The organism is Actinosynnema sp. NPDC004786, from assembly GCF_053601135.1.
In genome coordinates this window covers 68,449-84,699 of sequence record NZ_JBSGBG010000042.1, presented here as the reverse complement: position 1 = coordinate 84,699, position 16,251 = coordinate 68,449, and the positions used below count along the sequence as shown (strand labels likewise).

Genomic DNA, 16,251 nt, shown 5'->3' with positions numbered 1-16,251 from the left:
CGCCGGCCAGGGCCGCGGCCAGGCGTCGTCGCGCGCCACGGGTCACCGGCCTGCCGGCGACGGTGACAGCAGTTCTGGACATCACTTCCTCCAAGGGCTCGAACCGCGGCAACCGCGACCGGAGGCGATCGAAAGTTGCGATATGGGTTTGTGAGGCTTTCGGAAAATAAGCCCGATGATCGAGTGAGTCAAGAAGAAGACTTCACCTATAGAGACGGAAGTCCGCAGGTAGAGCCGCTAGCAGCACTGATCGCACTCCGTGATGCGGGTTTCGAAAGTATCGGACTGCGGTGTGGTACCTCCACACCTGCGCGGACCCAAGAGTGGCGTGCGCCACCAGGGACGGGCGGCCCGGCGGACTCCTAGCGTCGCGGTAACGAACGTGACCGCCATCACTCAACGTGGAGGATGCGCCCATGTCGGACCGTCGCCCTGCCCCGACCGCCCGCCGTCGCGTCGCGACCCTCGTCGCGGTGCTCGCCGCCCTGGCCGGCGCCGCCGTCTCCCTCCTCGCGTCGCCGCGCCCGGCCGCCGCCGCGACGTTGCAGGAGGTCACCGGGTTCGGCTCGAACCCCGGCAACCTGCAGATGTTCCGCTACGTGCCCGCCGGCCTGACCGCGGGCCGCCCCGTGGTGGTCGCCCTGCACGGCTGCACGCAGAACGCCACCGGGTACGGCCCGGCCACCGGCTGGCTGCAACTGGCCGACCGGTGGAAGTTCACCGTCGTGGTGCCCCAGCAGAAGTCGCAGAACAACCTCAACTCCTGCTTCAACTGGTTCGAGCCCGGCGACACCCGCCGCGGCTCCGGGGAAGCGCTGTCCATCAAGCAGATGGTGGACAAGGCCAAACAGGACAACGGGGCGACGTCGGCCTACGTCAGCGGGTTGTCCGCCGGTGGCGCGATGACCGCCGTCATGCTCGCCACCTACCCCGACGTGTTCTCCGGCGGGGGCATCGTCGCCGGGCTGCCGTTCCAGTGCGCCACGACCGTGGCCGCCGCCTACGGGTGCATGAACCCCGGCACGGACCTCACGCCCGCGCAGTGGGGCGACCGGGTGCGGGCGGCCTTCCCGTACTCCGGTCCCCGCCCGAAGGTGTCGATCTGGCACGGCGCCGCGGACACGACCGTCCGGCCCCTCAACGGCACGGAGCTGGTCGAGCAGTGGACGAACGTCAACGGCACCGACCAGACCCCCGACGTCAGCGACACCGTGGCGGGTTACCCGCACCGCGTCTACGGCGGGACGGTCGAGCACTACTCGATCACCGGCATGAACCACGGCCAGCCCGTCGACCCCGGCGCCGGCGCCACCCAGTGCGGCGGCACGGCCGCCTACATGCTGGACGTCAACGTGTGCGCCGCCTACCACCTCGCCCGCTTCTGGGGCATCGACGGCGGCGGCGCCACCCCCACCACGACGAGCGGCGGCAACCCCACCACGACGTCCCGGCCGCCGTACACCGAGGTCGTCACCGCCACGGCGACCGCGCACTACGTCGCCCAGCGGATCGACGTCACCGAGTACAACACCCTCGGCGCGAGGTACGGCTACTCCACGCCTTTCGCGCTCTACCGGTGCGGTGCGGAGTGGACCGACAAGGCGGACTGTTCAGCGATCTGACACGACTTCGTACGCGGTGCAACCTCCGGGGGTGTTCGTTACCGGCTCAGGGCCTGACCGGAGTCGTGGCGGCGGACGTGGTCGAGGATCGCGTCCGCCACCACCCCGTGCACGGCGGACGGCAACGCGTGCCCGAGGCCCGGCACCTCCAGCAGCCGGGCGTCGGGCAGCACGTCGGCCAGGTGGCGGCCGAAGCCGGGCGGGAAGAACGGGTCCTCGGTGCCCTGGACGACCAGGGCCGGGGTCCGCACCTCGCGCAGGGCGTCCCCGCCGTGCGGCAGCGGCACGGAGGCCAGCCGCACGTGCCCGGTGGCGGGGAGGAACGTGCCGGCGTGCGCGATGGCGCGGCGCTCCAGCGCCCGGTACTCGTCCGCGTCGAACGGCAGCACGTCGCCGTGCAGCACCCGCCACAGCGCGACCCGGCGCTCCAGCTCGGACTCCTCGTCCGCGCCCGGCTCGGCCAGCGCGATCATCCGCTCCAGGCGCTCGCCCTGGTCGCGCGCCTCGCCGGTGCTGCCCATGTCGAGCGCGCCGGTCAGGGCGAGGGTGAGCGAGCGGAGGCGGTCGGCGTGGTCGATCGCCAGCAACTGGCCGATCAAGCCGCCCAGGGACACCCCCACCACGTGGGCGCGGTCCACGCCGTGCGCGTCGAGCACGGCCACCGCGTCGCGGGCGAGGTCGCCGACGTCGTAGCCCGCGCCCTCGGCCGGCCGCGTGGTGGACTTCCCGGTGTCGCGGTGGTCGTAGCGGACGACCCGGCAGCCACCGCGCACGAGCAGTTCGACGAACCCGTCCGGCCAGCCCGCGGACGACGCGTTCGCGCCCATGACCAGCAGCAGGGGCGTGCCCGCCGGGTCGCCCAGGTCCTCGCTCCACAGCCGGACGTCGCCCGCCTCGACCACGCGTTCCGCCACCGCACACCCCCGAGTTCTTGATCGACTCGGCCAACCTACCCGAGCCCCCCTCACCTCGACGTGGCGCGGGTGTCGGGTCACGGGCAGCAAAACCGGTTAAGTTGTGCCGGTGAGCGCTGTGCTCAGGGGTGCCGGCGGCGATGCGACGACCGACCGCGAGCTGCGGCCGGCGGAGACGGAGCTGCGGCACCGCGTGCTGCCGTTCTGGCTCGGCCTGGCCGACCGGGAGCACGGCGGCATCCACGGGCACGCCGACGCCGACCTGGTGGTGGACCGCGCGGCCGACAAGGGCGCGGTCCGGGCGTGCCGCTACCTGTGGACGTTCTCCGCCGCCTACCGGGCTTTCGGCGACCCGTCCTACCTCGCCGCCGCGCGGCACATGTACCGGTTCGTCACCGGGAGCCTGCTCGACGCCGTGCACGGCGGCGTGTTCTGGTCGGTCGACCGGACCGGCGCCCCGGCGGACACCGACGAGCACGTCTACGCCCAGGCGTTCGCGCTCTACGCGTTGAGCGAGTACCACCGCGCCACCGGCGACCGGGACGCGCTGACCAGGGCGACCGAGGTGTACGAGGTCGTGACCGGCGTCGGGTTCGACCCCGCGCGGGGCGCGTACCGGGAGCAGTTCGACCGGGCCTGGACGGCGAAGCCGAACGCCCTGCCGGCCGAGGGGCGGCCCGCCGAGATCACCATGAACACCCACCTGCACGTGCTCGAGGCGCTGACCGCCTACCACGCCGTCGTCCCGTCGCCGGCCGTGTCGGAGCGCGTCGCGGAGCTGGTCGGGATCTTCCGCGACCGGCGGCCAACGTGCCGCTGCGCCTGGAGGCGGCGGGCATGTGGAAGTGCTGCTACCACAACGGACGCCTGTGCCTGGAGCTGGTGTCGCGCCTCGCCGCGGCCGGCTGATCACGGGGTCCGCCACGCCGGCCATCCACCGATCGGGCGATAACCACCCACCGCAGTGGATCTTGCACGCGGCGTGGGCGAGGATGGCCGCGACACGAGCGAAGCGTCGCTCCCCGAGGCGACCCGACGCCCTGGCACGAACGGCGAGCCACCATGACATCTGTCGCGCGGACATCCGCCGCGAACCACCTCCTGCCGCCCTCCACCCCGGCGGAGGCCGACGTCGCAGCCGCCCCGGCGGCCGACCTCCCGCCCGAGTCGGCGGCCGACGTCCTGACCGGCACGGCGGCCGAGATCCCGGTCGGCACCGGGGCCGAGACCTGGTCTTCTGTGACGGCCGACCTCCCCGGCACGGCGGCCGAGGACCCGGTGCCGGTGGCCGACGCGGGGGAGGGGCGCGGCCCGCGGTGGCTGGACGAGTGGCTCGCGGCGAACCTCACCCGCGTGGTCTCGTGGCGGCGCGCCCTGCACGCGCACCCCGAGCCGATGCGCGCCGAGTTCCGCACCACCGCGATGATCGTGGACGTCCTGCGCTCCCTCGGCCTGGAACCGCGCGTGCTGCCCATCGGCACCGGCGTCCTCTGCGAGGTGGGGACCGGACCGCGCTGCGTCGCCCTGCGCGCCGACATCGACGCGCTGGCCGTGGCCGAGGCGACCGGGGAGCCGTTCGCGTCCCGCGTGCCCGGTGTCTCGCACGCCTGCGGCCACGACGTGCACACCGCGGTCCTGCTCGGCGCGGCGGCGGCCCTGGCGTCCGCGCCGGAGCTGCCGGGCCGGGTGCGGCTGCTGTTCCAGCCCGCGGAGGAGGAGCCGGGCGGCGCGCACGACGTGATCGCGGCCGGCGGGGTCGAGGGCGTGGAGCGCGTCTTCGGCCTGCACTGCGACCCGAAGGTGCCGGTCGGTCGGGTCGGGATCAGGGTCGGACCGGTCACCTCGGCGTGCGACATGCTCGCGCTGCGGGTCACGGGCTGCGGCGCGGGCCGGCGCAACGAGTTGAGCGCCGACGTGGTGCACGCCCTGGGCGTGGTGGCGACCGGGCTGCCCGCGATGCTCGCCCGCCGGGTCGACCCGCGGTCCGGCACCGTGCTGGCGTGGGGGCTGATGGACGCGCCCGAGACGCCCGGCGGCACGCCGCGCGAGGGCACCCTCCGCGGCACGCTGCGCACCGGCGACCCCGTGGTCAACGCCCAGTTGCCCGCCCTGGTGGAGGAGATCGTCGGCTCGCTGCTGCGGCCGACGGGCGTGCGGTTCGCGCTCGACCACGTCCGCGCGGTGCCCGTGGTGGACAACGACCCGGCCAGCACCGCCCTGCTGGAGGCCGCCGTCGCCGCCGCGATCGGCCCGCAGGCCGTCACGTCCACCACCCAGTCCACCGGCGGCGAGGACTTCGGCTGGTACCTGGAGCACGTGCCCGGCTCGTACGGTCGCCTGGGCACGTGGTCGGGCGAGGGCCCGCAGGGCGACCTGCACCAGGCGACGTTCCGCCCGGACGAGCGGGCGTTGCCGGTGGGCGTGCGGACCATGGTGCACGCGGCGCTGGCCGCGCTGACCTCCGGCTGACCGGAGCGCTTCACCAGTCGAACACGTACGTGTACCACGGTCCTCCCGACGGCCAATACTTGTAGCCGTCCACCCCGGCGCTGACCGGCGCGCGGTCGGGGCAGTGGGCCCACCCCGTCTCGTTGAGCAGGCCCGCGTCCTCCACGGCCAACAACGTGCACCCGTTGGCGGCGTCCGTCGACACGTCCACGGTGAACAGCCCCACCCGCCGATCGCGGATCGGCCGCTCCGGCGCCGTGACCGCCTCCGCGACCACCGCCTCGAGCGCCGCCCGGTGCGCGTCGAACGCGAACCGGTGCGCCACGTCGCCGCCGGCGGCGGTGAGGCTCGCCGCCGACAGCGCCGGCGCCAGCAGGAACGGCCACAGCCGCGCGACGTGCCGCCGTCGCGGCAGGGGCAGCGCCAGCACCGCGACGGTGCTCGTCAAGAGCCACGCCAGACCCACCGCGCCCCAGCACGCCAACGCGAGCACCGTGAGCACGAAGTAGCCGCCGGGTGGGGCGGACGCCCACACCAGGAGCACCGCCGGCGCCGACGCCGCGACGGCCGTCCACCACGGGGACGGCCATCGCGGCACGCGTGCGACCATCGCACCCCCTTCCGCCGATCAAGGGGACGCTGCGGACCACCCCCCGGTTGCGCCGTCGAGGTAGTCCTTGAACTGCACGGTGACGGAGTGGGTGTCCGACGGCCAGTTCGGCACCGCGATCGTGCGCGTCCGGCCCTCGCCGCCGCGCGGGGCCTGGGTGACGCGGATCGTGCCGGCGGCGTCGGGCCGCGCCGGCAGGTAGGCGTCGACCGCGGTCAGGAACGGCAGCGTGGTGAACGGCGGCAGCACGACGCCGGGCGTGGAGACCCGGTCGCAGTTGTCGTCGAACAGGAACGCGGCGAGGACCTGGCGCAGCTTCGGCGAGACGGCCGGCCCGAGGACGTCCACGCCGTTCAGCTCCAGCCGGTCGCGGTCGGGTTGGTCGGACCACCACTCGCGGTTGCGGACGACGGTCAGGGCGCTGTGCGTCGGGCACCGGTCGATGGTGTCGGTGATGCCGCCGGGGCGGGACACCTGGAGCCGCACGAAGCGGTCGCTGCGCTCGAACGGCTCGAAGTAGTGGTGGTGCGGCGGTTCGCCGTCGCGCAGCACGACCAGTTCGTGGTGCGCGCGGCCGTTGACGGGCAGCGGTCCGAACGAGCCGTCCGGTCCGGTGCGGACGCCGTGCCGCGGGCCGCCGAGCCGCGCGCCGGTGCGGCTGTCCACTTCCCAGACCTGCACCACGCCCTCGACGCCGGTGTTCTGCGGGTAGTACGTGGCCCGGCCGGAGATCCGGACCAGCGCGGGCAGCTCGGGCACCACGCGTGTGGTGAGCGCGGGCCGGCCGCGCAGGAACCGGTACATGGGGGCGAACCCGTCGGCCGAGGTCGTGGTCTCGGTGTGGCCCAACGTCGTCAGGTACACGTTCGTCGCACCGCCGATGGACCCGGTGGGCTGCGCGCTGCCCCACAGCGCCAGCGTCGGCACGCCACCGGGCAGGGCGGCGCTGGACCGGCCGTCCACGTTGACGTACTTCCGCACCGACGCGGCCCGTTCGGGGTCGGACAGGTACGTGTGCAGCACCGTCGTGCCGCGGGAGTGCGCGATCACGTCCACCTGGGACGCCCCGGTCCGCGCCTTCACCGCGGCGACGAACGCTTCGAGGCCGGCGACGGCGTGGTCGTTGGTCGGGATGCTCGTGTCGTACTCGTAGGCGTGCAGCAGGGCGTCCGGGACACCGTTGCCGGAGAACCGCTTGGCGTTGGACTGCCACTGCTGCGCCGAGCCCTGCTGGCCGTGCACGAACACGATCGGCGTGAGCGGGTCGGCCCGGGCGGGCTCCGGCGCGACGGTCGGGACGAGGGCGAGCGCGAGGGCGAGCGCGAGGGCGAGCGCCGCCGACGGGATCCTCATCGCCCGCCCCCGATCGCCAGGGCGTCGGCCAGGTTCCGCCGCGCGTCGGCCGGCTGCAGGTAGCCGGCGCGCACGTTGCCGCGGTCGGCCGCCACCACCTGTCGCAGGTGGTCGCCGCGGGTCGGGTAGAGCCGGGCGAGCGTGGCCGCGTCGAACGGCACGTGCGTGCCGAACAGCCGGCAGAACGTCTCGCCGGAGTTGTCGCCCGTGTTGAGCGCCCGAGGCGCGGCCACCTGGGACAGCCGGATGCCGCCCAGGGCGAGGCCGAGCGCGTCGCGCTTCCTGGTCACGCCGTCCGCCTCGAACTCCAGCGGCCGGGCGGTCGGCGGCGGCGTGCCGCGCTCGACCCACCGGCGCAGGTGGTCGTACGCGGCCGCGGTGACGTGGTGCATCGGCACCCGGCTGAACGGCGGGCGGTCGCAGTCGTACTGTGGCGCGCCGCCCAGGTCGCGCTCGGAGAGGGGCGCGCGGTACGCCTGGCCCTCGTAGCCGGAGTGCGCCGCGCCCGCGACCTCCCACCGGCGGAACCGGTCCGTGTCGGCCGGGCGCTGCGCGGTCCGCACGTCGGTCTCCGACAGCACCTGGAAGACGGGTTCCGCGCCGACCCGGCTCGGGGCCGTGCCGACGATGAAGCCGTACCCGTCGAACACCGGCTGCTGGTGGGGCAGCACGCGGTCGTACAGCACGGTCATCCGGGCGGCGGACTGGGACGCGCCGATGGCCAGCAACGTCCCGGTCCGCAGCCCGCCCGTCACCGCGCCGCTCGAGACCGCCCGGCCGGCCTGCGTGAACACGTCGTAGGACAGCTCGTCGGCGGTGAACCGGCCGCCACCGGTCACGTCCAGGCCGCCGTACCGGGCGGGGCTCCACGCGCGGAGCCGGTCGACGCCGACCCGCTGCGCGGACACGCCGACCCAGGCGTGACCGGCGCGGACGACGGACTCGGCGTGCCACAGCGCGTCGAGGTCGTATCCGGCGGTGACGTTCTGCCACTCGACCAGCGTGGTGCCGGAGAAGTGCCGGGCGCTCGCCGGGCGGCGGACGATCACCCTGGTCGTGTAGGGCACGCCGGTCGCGACCCGCGTGCCGTCGGGGGCGAAGCCGTCGGCCGTGCCGGACAGGTGGAACTCCTGCTCGACGTACCCGGCGGCGGCGAGGTCGTAGGTCGTGGCGAAGAACGGGTAGGTGTCCTCGATCCGGTCGGCGAGCCGGTCGCCCGGCACGGTCCCGGGCAGCGGGCCGACCACGTGCGGCGCCGGACCGGTGGACGCGGAGGCGGGGACGGAGGTCGGCAGCAGCAGGCCGAGGACGGCCGCGGCCAGTCCGACGCGACGCCAGGGGGAAGGGGGCATACCGGCTCCCACAGCGATGGGGGATGGGGCATCGCCGACCGTAGCCGGCCGCGCACGGCCCGCACCAGGACGCGCGGGGATCGTGAGACCGCCGTCGCAGCGCCGGTCAGCGGTGCTGGAGCAGCACGGTCCGGGCGGCCGTCTCGGCGAGGTCGGGGTCCAGCGGCGCGCCGGTCAGCAGCTCGGCGTACAGGGCGGACTCGACGATGCGCACGTACAGGAACGCCACCTGGTCCAGCGAGGCCGCCGACCACGGCCCGCCGTCCACTTCGAGCAGGATGTCCTTCTGGGCCGACACCGCGCGCCGGTGCACGCCGGCGGAGGCGTGGAACAGCACGCGTGCCGCGGTGTCCGGTTCCCGGCGCAGGAAGGCGCGGAACGGCGCGGCCGCGCGCAGCTCGGCCACGAACCGCCGGGTGACCTCCAGGACGCCTTCGACACCGCCGCGGGTGCGTTCCTCGCGGGCGCGGGCCAGCAACCGGTCCGCGAGCGCCCACAGGACGTCGGCCAGCAGCCCGTCGCGGCTGTGCACGACCCGGTACAGCGTCGCGCGGCTGATCGCGAGGCCGGCCGCCAACGCCTCCATGTCGACGTGTCCGTGCCGGAGGAAGAACCGGCACGCGCCGACCACCACCTGGTCCCGGCTCACCACCCGCCGGGCGCCGGTCGAGCCCACGGCCACCCCCGCTCCCGCCGGCCCGTCCGTCCGGCCCACACGGGCATCATCGCGCCCGGGGCGGACCCGAGGCGAGGGCCGTGCCGGTGATCACCGCCGGCGGGCTGTCACTTCGGCGGGCGGTCAGTGCGGCGGGCGGTCACTTCGGGGCGCTGTCACTTCGGAGGGCGGTCAGTTCGCGGACGGGGCCGGCTCCTGGAACAGCACCGGCGGCGCGTCGCCGACCGGGCGCGGGGACGTCGGGGCCGGCTGCGGCACCCACTGCGCGACCACCGGCTCCGGCTCGGGCACGACCTCTTCGACGACCGGCTCCGCGACGGGCGCGGCGACCGCCTGCACGGCCAGCTGCTGCTGGACCTGGCCGATCCACATCAACCACATGGCCTCGTCGCGGTGACCGCGGTACTCCGCCTTCAACCCCGCCAGCGCCCCGCGCACCCGCGCGGCGATCACCGGGTCCTCGCGCACCGCGGACCAGACGGCGCGCGCGGCCGCGTCCCGGGCCTTCACCAGGAGGCGGACCTGGTCGGTCAACTCCGACGCGGGCAGGCCCGCCCACGCCGCTGCGATTCTCTGTGCCTTGGTCACCGTGCCATCCTTGCCGAGCGGACGGCGCGTGATGGCCGTGACGCGATGTTATCAACCTCTCGTTTTACGAGGTCAGCCCTCGGGAATCCGGTGACGTTCCGGGACCGCTCCGGCACGGCGCGTCCGGAAATCGCAAGGCAGTCGTCAGGTGCGCGCGGGCCCGGTGGTGGGACGCTGGTCGGCGTGGCGGCCGATCAGGACACGGCGGTCCTCGTCGTCCAGGACGGGGACCGGGTCTCGCCCGACGAGGTCGCGCGGTGGCTGCGCGAGCGGCTGGAGGGGTGGCCGCCGTTCGACGTGCTGCTGGTCGGCGTCGTGGTCGGCGAGCTGTTCGACAACGCCCGACGGCACGGGTCCCCGCCCTACGTGCTCGAACTCGTGCTCGACCGGTGGCGCGAGGCCCTGGTCGTGAGCGTCCGCGACCGCGCGCTCCGCGGCGCCGCGCCCTGGTCGTCGGCGGCCGGCCTGCTCCTGGTCGGCGGGCTGTCCGAGCGCTGGGGCGTGCTGACGCAGGGGCCGTCCACCACCGTGTGGGCCGAGCTGGTGTTCGCCGACTGATCTTCCCGACCCGGTCGGGTGGTGCTCCGGCCGCGGCCGCATGCGGGGCCACCCGGTCGGGAAGACAGGCACGGTGGAACTCCTCGGCATCGACCCCGTGCGCGCCGCGGGCGGCATCGCGAAGGGACTGGTCGGGCTCGCCCTCGCCCCGCTGGAGCAGGCCGCGGTGCTGCGCCGCGACCGCCGCCGGGTGTGGTCGTGCCCGGGACGCCTGCACATCGAGGCGCACGGCGTGCACGGCCCGCGCGGCGGGCAGGTGGCCGAACGGGTCGAACGGGTCCTGGAGGACCACCCCGGCGTGCGGTGGGCCCGCGTCAACGCCCCGTCCGCCCGCGTGATCGTGGCCGTCACCGACCCCGCGCCGCCCACGGAGGAGCTGGTCGCGCTGGTGCGGCAGGCCGAGGCCGAGCCCGACACCGAGGACGAGCGCCTGGTCGAGGACGAGCTGCACCACCCGGCGGACGGGCTCAAGGGCACCCGCCTGCTGCCCACCCTGGCGGTCGACGCCGCCGGCCTGGCACTGGCCGCCGTCACCAGGCTCGTCCCGTGGGCGCCGCTCCCCGCCGAGCCGGCCGCGGTGATCGGGGCCGTCGACCTGCACCCGGGTCTGCGGGACCGGGCCGCCGGCCGGCTGCGGGGCCGGGAGCGCGCCGACACCGCCACGTCGGTGCTCGCCGCCATCGCGCACGGCCTCGCCTCGCGCAGCCAGAGCACGTTGCTGGACGTCGCCCAACGCGTGGAGCAGTGGCGCGAGGTGCGCGCCCACGAACGGGCCTGGTGCGCGGCCGAGGCCGACCTGATCAAGGGCCCGGACGACGCGGCGGCCGAGCCCGTCGTGGTCGAGCGGCCCCGCCCGCTGCCCGAGAGCCCGGTGGACCGCCACGCTCGGCGGTCGCTGGCCGCGGGCGCGGCGGCGGTGGTCGGCGCGCTGCCGTTTACGGGGCCGCGCCGGGCCGCCGCGCTCGGCGTGGCGAGCCTGCCGAAGGCCCCGGCGGTCGGGCAGGCCGCGTTCGCCGCGCAGCTCGGCCGGGTGCTGGCCACCCGCAACGCGCTGGTGATGGAGCGCTCGGCGCTGCGCCGGCTGGACGCGGTGGACGTCCTCGTGCTCGACGAGACCGCGTTCGGTCCGGGCCGGTCGGCGCTCACCGACCTCGTGCCGCTGCCGGGCACGTCGCCCGCCGAAGCCGCCGAACGGGCGTTCGCCCTGTTCGACCCCGCGGACCCCGCAGCCGTGCGCGAGGACGGCGAGTGGGCCATCGGCCCGGTCGACCGGCTCGACCCGCACGGGCGACGGGGCACGCGCGAACAACGCCGCCTGGCGGCCCACGCGGCCGTGCTCGGGCTGACCCGGGGACGGCGGCTGCTGGCCGTGCTGGCGGTCGACGTCGAGACCCCGCCCGCCGTGGACGCGCTCACGGCGGCCGCCCGGGAGGCCGGGCTGCGCGTGGTCGTGGCCACGGATCGCGACCACGCGTCGGTCCGGTCCGCCGACGGCGTCGTCCCGTCCGGCAGGGGCCTGGTCGGCGCGGTCCGCGAGCTCCAGGGCGACGGGCACGTGGTGCTGCTGGTGTCCGCCCACCGCCGGGCGCTCGGCTCGGCGGACTGCGGCGTCGGCGTGCACCACGACGGCGACCCGCCGCCGTGGGGCGCGCACGTCGTCGTCCGCGACCTGGACGCGGCGGTGCTGCTGGTCGAGGCGGTGCCGGCGGCCCGCCGGGTCGCCCGGGACGGGATCGTGCTCGCCCGCGCGTCCGCCTGCGTCGGCGCGGTCGGCGCGTTGGGCACCCGCGGCCCGGAACCCGCCCGCAGCGCGGCGCAGGCGGTCGACGGCGCGGCGGCCCTCGCGTTCGCGGACGGCGTGTGGCGGGCGAAGCGGCTGTCCGCCGGCCGGGCCGCGGCGGTCGCGCCGGCCACCGCGCAACCCTGGCACCTGATGCCGGCGGCCGCCGTGCTGGACCGCCTCGGCTCCGGCCGCGACGGGCTGACCGAGGCCGAGGCCGGCCGCAGGCTGGGCACGTCCACCGGGCGGCAGGCCGTCGGCACGAGCCTGGGCAGCGCGTTCCTGGCCGAGCTGGCCAACCCGCTGACCCCGGTCCTCGCGGGCGGCGCGGCCGTGTCGGCGGCGGTGGGCTCCCCGGTCGACGCGGCCCTGGTCGCCGGCGTGGTGGGCGTCTCCGCGTTGATCGGCAGCGTGCAGCAGGTCGTCACGGACCGGGCGCTGGCCACCCTGCTCGGCCGGTCCGCGGTGCGCGCCACCGTCGTGCGCGACGGCCGCGACCGCGAGGTGACCGCGGACGGGCTGGTGCGCGGCGACGTGGTGCGGCTGACGCCGGGCGACGTGGTGCCCGCGGACTGCCGGCTGCTCGACGGCGACGGCCTCGAAGTGGACGAGTCGTCGGTCACCGGCGAGTCGCTGCCGGTGGCCAAGGACCCCGCGCCGGTGGTGGCCGCGGACGTGGCCGACCGCGCGTCCATGCTCTACGAGGGCACCACGATCGCCGCCGGCGAGGCGCTGGCCGTGGTCGTCGCGACCGGCGACGCCACCGAGGTCGGCCGGGGGATGGCGGCAGCCCGCCGCAACGCGCCCACCACCGGCGTGGAGGCCCGGCTGGCCGAGCTGACCCGCAAGGCCCTGCCCGTCGCGCTCGGCTCGGCGGCGGCCGTCGCCGGCGCGGGGCTGCTGCGGGGCGTGCCGCTGCGGCAGAGCATGGGCGCGGCGGTGAACCTCGCGGTCGCCTCGGTGCCCGAAGGGCTGCCGTTCCTGGTCAACGCGGCCCAACTGGCCGCCGCGCGCCGGTTGGCCGAGCACGGCGCGCTGGTCCGCAACCCGCGCACGATCGAAGCCCTCGGCCGCGTGGACGTGCTGTGCTTCGACAAGACCGGCACGCTGACCGAGGGCAGGCTGACCGTGAGCCGGGTCGACAACGGCCGCCGCGGCGCCGCGCTCGACCGGCTGAACGACGAGCTGCGCCGCGTCCTGGCCGCCGCCGTCCGGGCCACCCCCGCCGCCGACGACCCGGGGGAACTGGCCCACCAGACCGACCGGGCGGTGCTGGAGGGCGCACGCCGCGCCCGCGTCACCGCGACCACCGGCGCGCGCGGCTGGGCCCCGGCCGAGTCGCTGCCGTTCGAACCGTCGCGCGGCTACCACGCGACCGTCGGCCGGGTGGGCGCGCGGCGGGTGCTGAGCGTGAAGGGCGCGCCGGAGACCGTGCTGCCGCGCTGCGACGTCGACCCGGACCGGCTGCGGCGGCTGGAGCAGCGGGTGCGGCTGCTGGCCGGCCGCGGCCACCGGGTGCTGGCCGTCGCCGAGCGCACCGGGTTCACGGGCGACGCGGTCACCGACGACGACGTAGAGGGCCTGGAGCTGCTCGGTTTCCTCGCGCTGGCCGACCCCGTGCGCGACGGCGCGCCGCCCGCCGCGGCGAAGCTGCGCGAGGCGGGCGTGCGGATCGTGATGCTCACCGGCGACCACCCCGCCACGGGCGAGGCGATCGCCGGCGAGGTCGGCGGCGGCGCGCACCTGACCGTGGTGACGGGCGCGCGGCTCGACGGGCTGGACGACGACGAGCTGGACGCCCTGCTGCCGACCGTGGACGTGATCGCCCGCTGCACGCCCGCCCAGAAGGTGCGGATCATCGAGGGCTACCGGCGGCTGGGCCGGGTGGTCGCGATGACCGGCGACGGCGCGAACGACGCGCCCGCGATCCGGCTCGCCGACGTCGGCATCGCGCTGGGCCGGCGCGGCACGCCCGCCGCCCGCGCCGCCGCCGACCTGGTGGTCACCGACGACCGGCTGGACACGATCATCGCCGCGCTGGTCGAGGGACGGGCCATGTGGGCGTCGGTGCGCGAGGCGCTGGCCATCCTGCTCGGCGGCAACCTCGGCGAGATCGCGTTCAGCGTGCTCGGCTCGGCCCTCACCGGCCGGTCGCCGCTGACCGCCCGGCAGTTGCTGCTGGTGAACCTGCTGACCGACCTCGCGCCGGCCCTCGCCATCGCGTTGAGCAGGCCCGCCCGCGAGTCCGTGCCCGACCTGCTGCGCGAGGGACCGACCTCGTCGCTGGGCAGCGCGTTGACCCGGGACATCACCGCCCGCGCGATCACCACCACGGTCGGCGCGACGGCGGCGTGGACGGCGGCCCGCCTCACCGGCCGCGCCCGCCGGGCCGGCACCGTGGCGCTGGCCGCGCTCGTCGGCACGCAGCTCGGCCAGACCCTGCTGACCGGCGGGGCGGACCGCGCGGTGCTGGCCGCGAGCCTCGGCTCGGCCGCCGCGCTCGCCGCCGTGATCCAGACACCCGGCGTCAGCCGGTTCTTCGGCTGCACGCCGCTGGGCCCGGTCGGCTGGGGCATCGCCCTGGCCGCCGCGACCGGGGCGAACGCCCTCGGCCTGCTGCTCGACCCGCTGGTCACTCGACGTGCTGGGTGACCGTGCCGCGCACGAAGTGCCGTTGCGCGACCAGGAACAGCAGCACCATCGGCACGGTCGCGATGGTGCTCGCGGCCAGCACCAGCTCCCACTGCTCCTCGCCGCCCTCGCCGAACCGGTCCAGCACCGCCTTCAACCCGCGCGGCACCGTGTACAGCTCGGGGTCCCGCAGGTAGATCAACGGCTTGACCAGGTCCGTCCACGCGGCCTTCAGCTCGAACACGAACACCACGACCAGGCCCGGCTTCGCCAGCGGCAGCCCCATCGACGTGAACAGCCGCCACGCGCTCGCGCCGTCGACCTTCGCCGCGTCGAACACCTCGCGCGGCAGGCCGAGGAAGAACTGGCGCAGCAGGAAGATGTAGAACGCCGAGCCGAACAGGTTCTGCGCCCACAGGGGGATCTGGGTGGTGGCCAGGCCCAGCGCGTGCCACTCCAGGTACACCGGCACCATCGTCACCGCGCCGGGCAGCATCATCGTCGCCAGCACCACGCCGAACAGCAGGTCCCGACCGGGGAAGCGGAACATCGCGAAGCCGAACGCCACCAGCGCGCTCGTCAGGGTGGCCGCCGCGGCGGCCGCGAGCCCCACCGCGACGCTGTTGCCGATCCACGTCAGCAGCGGCACCGCCCGCCACACCTCGACGTAGTTGCCCGGCGAGAACGGCCGGGGCAGCAGCGCGTTGTCGAACACGTGCGCGCGGTCCTTCAGCGACGCGCCGACCAGCCACCAGAACGGGTAGCCGAACGCCGCCGTGACGACGAGCAGCCCCGCCCACACCCCGAGGCGCTTCACGACTGCTCACCCTCGTAGTGCACGTACCGGCGCGACAGGCGCACCTGCACCACCGTGATGACCGCGATCACCGCGAACAGGCCCCACGCCAGCGCCGACGCGTACCCCATCCGCAGCGACCCGAACGCCTCCTGGAACAGGTGGATGACGTAGAACAGCGCGGCGTCGCCCTCGGCCGACTGCTTGGCCCGCGCGCCGAAGAACATCGCGTACGCCTCGGTGAACACCTGCAACGACGCGATGGTGTTGACCACGACGGTGAAGTAGACCGTGCCGCTGATCGCGGGCAGCGTCACGTGCCGGAACTGCCGCCACGGGCTCGCGCCGTCCAGCCGCGCGGCCTCGTACCGCTCGACCGGCACCCTGGTCAACGCGGCCAGGTACAGCACCGCCGTGCTGCCGACCGTCCACAGGCTCATGACCACCAGGCCGGGCTTGATCCACACCGGGTCGGTGGTCCAGTTCGGGCCCTGGAAACCGAACCAGCCCAGGACGGCGTTCACCGCGCCGTGCTGCCCGTTGAGCAGCAGCAGGAACATCGCCGCCAACGCCACCGGCGGCGTCATCACCGGCAGGTAGAGGATCGTGCGGAAGAACCCGCCCGCCCGGCCCGCCCGGCGCAGCAGCCCCGCCAGGCCCAGCGCGAGCACGATCTGGGACGGCACGTGCAGGGCGGTGAAGAACACCGTGTTCCACAACGCCGTGCCGACCCGCTCGTCGTCCAACGCCTCCCGGTAGTTCTCCAGGCCGATGAACGTCGGAGGCTTGAGCATGTCGTAGTGCGTCATCGACAGCCAGAGGCTGAACAGCATGGGCCCGGCGGTGAACGCCAGGAACCCGACCACCCAGGGCAGCAGGAACAGCCACCCCGCCCGCGACTCGCGCGCGCTCACCGCCACGGC

Annotated in this window: 13 protein-coding genes; 5 read left to right on the top strand and 8 right to left on the bottom strand. The window is 75.4% G+C overall.

Annotated features, from left to right (window positions below; genetic code table 11):
• The first annotated feature begins 416 nt into the window (after positions 1-416).
• Positions 417-1,622: an extracellular catalytic domain type 1 short-chain-length polyhydroxyalkanoate depolymerase gene (locus tag ACWEFJ_RS30515; RefSeq protein ID WP_449715823.1), complete on the top strand. Its 1,206-nt coding sequence runs from the start codon at positions 417-419 to the stop codon at positions 1,620-1,622.
• Between the two features lie 38 nt (positions 1,623-1,660).
• On the opposite strand, the gene ACWEFJ_RS30510 is transcribed toward ACWEFJ_RS30515, so the two are convergent.
• A complete protein-coding gene (locus tag ACWEFJ_RS30510; RefSeq protein WP_449715822.1) occupies positions 1,661-2,536 on the bottom strand; it encodes an alpha/beta fold hydrolase in 876 nt (291 codons plus the stop codon).
• 109 nt (positions 2,537-2,645) lie between these two features.
• On the opposite strand from ACWEFJ_RS30510, the gene ACWEFJ_RS30505 reads away from it, so the two are divergent.
• Together ACWEFJ_RS30505 and ACWEFJ_RS30500 are read left to right on the top strand one after the other, a co-directional pair.
• On the top strand, positions 2,646-3,488 hold the full coding sequence (locus ACWEFJ_RS30505; RefSeq protein ID WP_449715821.1) for an AGE family epimerase/isomerase: 843 nt from the start codon (positions 2,646-2,648) through the stop codon (positions 3,486-3,488).
• Between the two features lie 110 nt (positions 3,489-3,598).
• Entirely contained in the window at positions 3,599-5,005 is a 1,407-nt protein-coding gene (locus ACWEFJ_RS30500) for an amidohydrolase (protein WP_449715820.1), read from the top strand.
• A 10-nt stretch (positions 5,006-5,015) separates the two neighbouring features.
• Here the strand turns inward: ACWEFJ_RS30500 and ACWEFJ_RS30495 are convergent, their stop codons facing one another.
• From ACWEFJ_RS30495 to ACWEFJ_RS30475, 5 genes are all read right to left on the bottom strand, one after another.
• A complete protein-coding gene (locus tag ACWEFJ_RS30495; RefSeq protein WP_449715819.1) occupies positions 5,016-5,594 on the bottom strand; it encodes a hypothetical protein in 579 nt (192 codons plus the stop codon).
• A gap of 18 nt (positions 5,595-5,612) precedes the next feature.
• Positions 5,613-6,947: a hypothetical protein gene (locus ACWEFJ_RS30490; protein ID WP_449715818.1), complete on the bottom strand. Its 1,335-nt coding sequence runs from the start codon at positions 6,945-6,947 to the stop codon at positions 5,613-5,615.
• Positions 6,944-8,299, bottom strand: a complete 1,356-nt coding sequence (locus ACWEFJ_RS30485) for an alpha/beta hydrolase domain-containing protein (RefSeq protein WP_449715817.1) — start codon at positions 8,297-8,299, stop codon at positions 6,944-6,946. The genes ACWEFJ_RS30490 and ACWEFJ_RS30485 overlap by 4 nt, the downstream gene beginning before the upstream one ends.
• Before the next feature lie 106 nt (positions 8,300-8,405).
• A complete protein-coding gene (locus tag ACWEFJ_RS30480) occupies positions 8,406-8,981 on the bottom strand; it encodes a QsdR family transcriptional regulator (protein WP_378090769.1) in 576 nt (191 codons plus the stop codon).
• A 165-nt stretch (positions 8,982-9,146) separates the two neighbouring features.
• Positions 9,147-9,563 carry a hypothetical protein gene (locus ACWEFJ_RS30475; protein ID WP_449715816.1) on the bottom strand — a complete coding sequence of 139 codons (417 nt, stop codon included), beginning with the start codon at positions 9,561-9,563 and terminating at the stop codon, positions 9,147-9,149.
• 183 nt (positions 9,564-9,746) lie between these two features.
• Between ACWEFJ_RS30475 and ACWEFJ_RS30470 the strand changes: the two genes are divergently transcribed.
• Positions 9,747-10,121, top strand: a complete 375-nt coding sequence (locus ACWEFJ_RS30470; RefSeq protein WP_378090771.1) for an ATP-binding protein — start codon at positions 9,747-9,749, stop codon at positions 10,119-10,121.
• 73 nt (positions 10,122-10,194) lie between these two features.
• The gene (locus ACWEFJ_RS30465; RefSeq protein ID WP_449715815.1) at positions 10,195-14,553 is read left to right on the top strand and encodes an HAD-IC family P-type ATPase; all 4,359 of its coding nucleotides are present in this window, start codon (positions 10,195-10,197) and stop codon (positions 14,551-14,553) included.
• Here ACWEFJ_RS30465 and ACWEFJ_RS30460 read toward each other — a convergent pair.
• Entirely contained in the window at positions 14,534-15,349 is an 816-nt protein-coding gene (locus tag ACWEFJ_RS30460) for a carbohydrate ABC transporter permease (RefSeq protein ID WP_449715814.1), read from the bottom strand. The two genes, ACWEFJ_RS30465 and ACWEFJ_RS30460, sit on opposite strands and share 20 nt — an antisense overlap.
• The gene (locus ACWEFJ_RS30455) at positions 15,346-16,248 is read right to left on the bottom strand and encodes a carbohydrate ABC transporter permease (protein ID WP_449715813.1); all 903 of its coding nucleotides are present in this window, start codon (positions 16,246-16,248) and stop codon (positions 15,346-15,348) included. Before ACWEFJ_RS30455 ends, ACWEFJ_RS30460 begins: the two co-directional genes overlap by 4 nt.
• Positions 16,249-16,251: the final 3 nt, after the last annotated feature.

Coding starts and splice junctions, on each gene's coding strand:
- ACWEFJ_RS30485 (WP_449715817.1), bottom strand. CDS start 8,299: ATGCCCCCTTCCCCCTGGCGTCGCGTCGGACTGGCCGCGGCCGTCCTC.
- ACWEFJ_RS30495 (WP_449715819.1), bottom strand. CDS start 5,594: ATGGTCGCACGCGTGCCGCGATGGCCGTCCCCGTGGTGGACGGCCGTC.
- ACWEFJ_RS30490 (WP_449715818.1), bottom strand. CDS start 6,947: ATGAGGATCCCGTCGGCGGCGCTCGCCCTCGCGCTCGCCCTCGCGCTC.
- ACWEFJ_RS30515 (WP_449715823.1), top strand. CDS start 417: ATGTCGGACCGTCGCCCTGCCCCGACCGCCCGCCGTCGCGTCGCGACC.
- ACWEFJ_RS30500 (WP_449715820.1), top strand. CDS start 3,599: ATGACATCTGTCGCGCGGACATCCGCCGCGAACCACCTCCTGCCGCCC.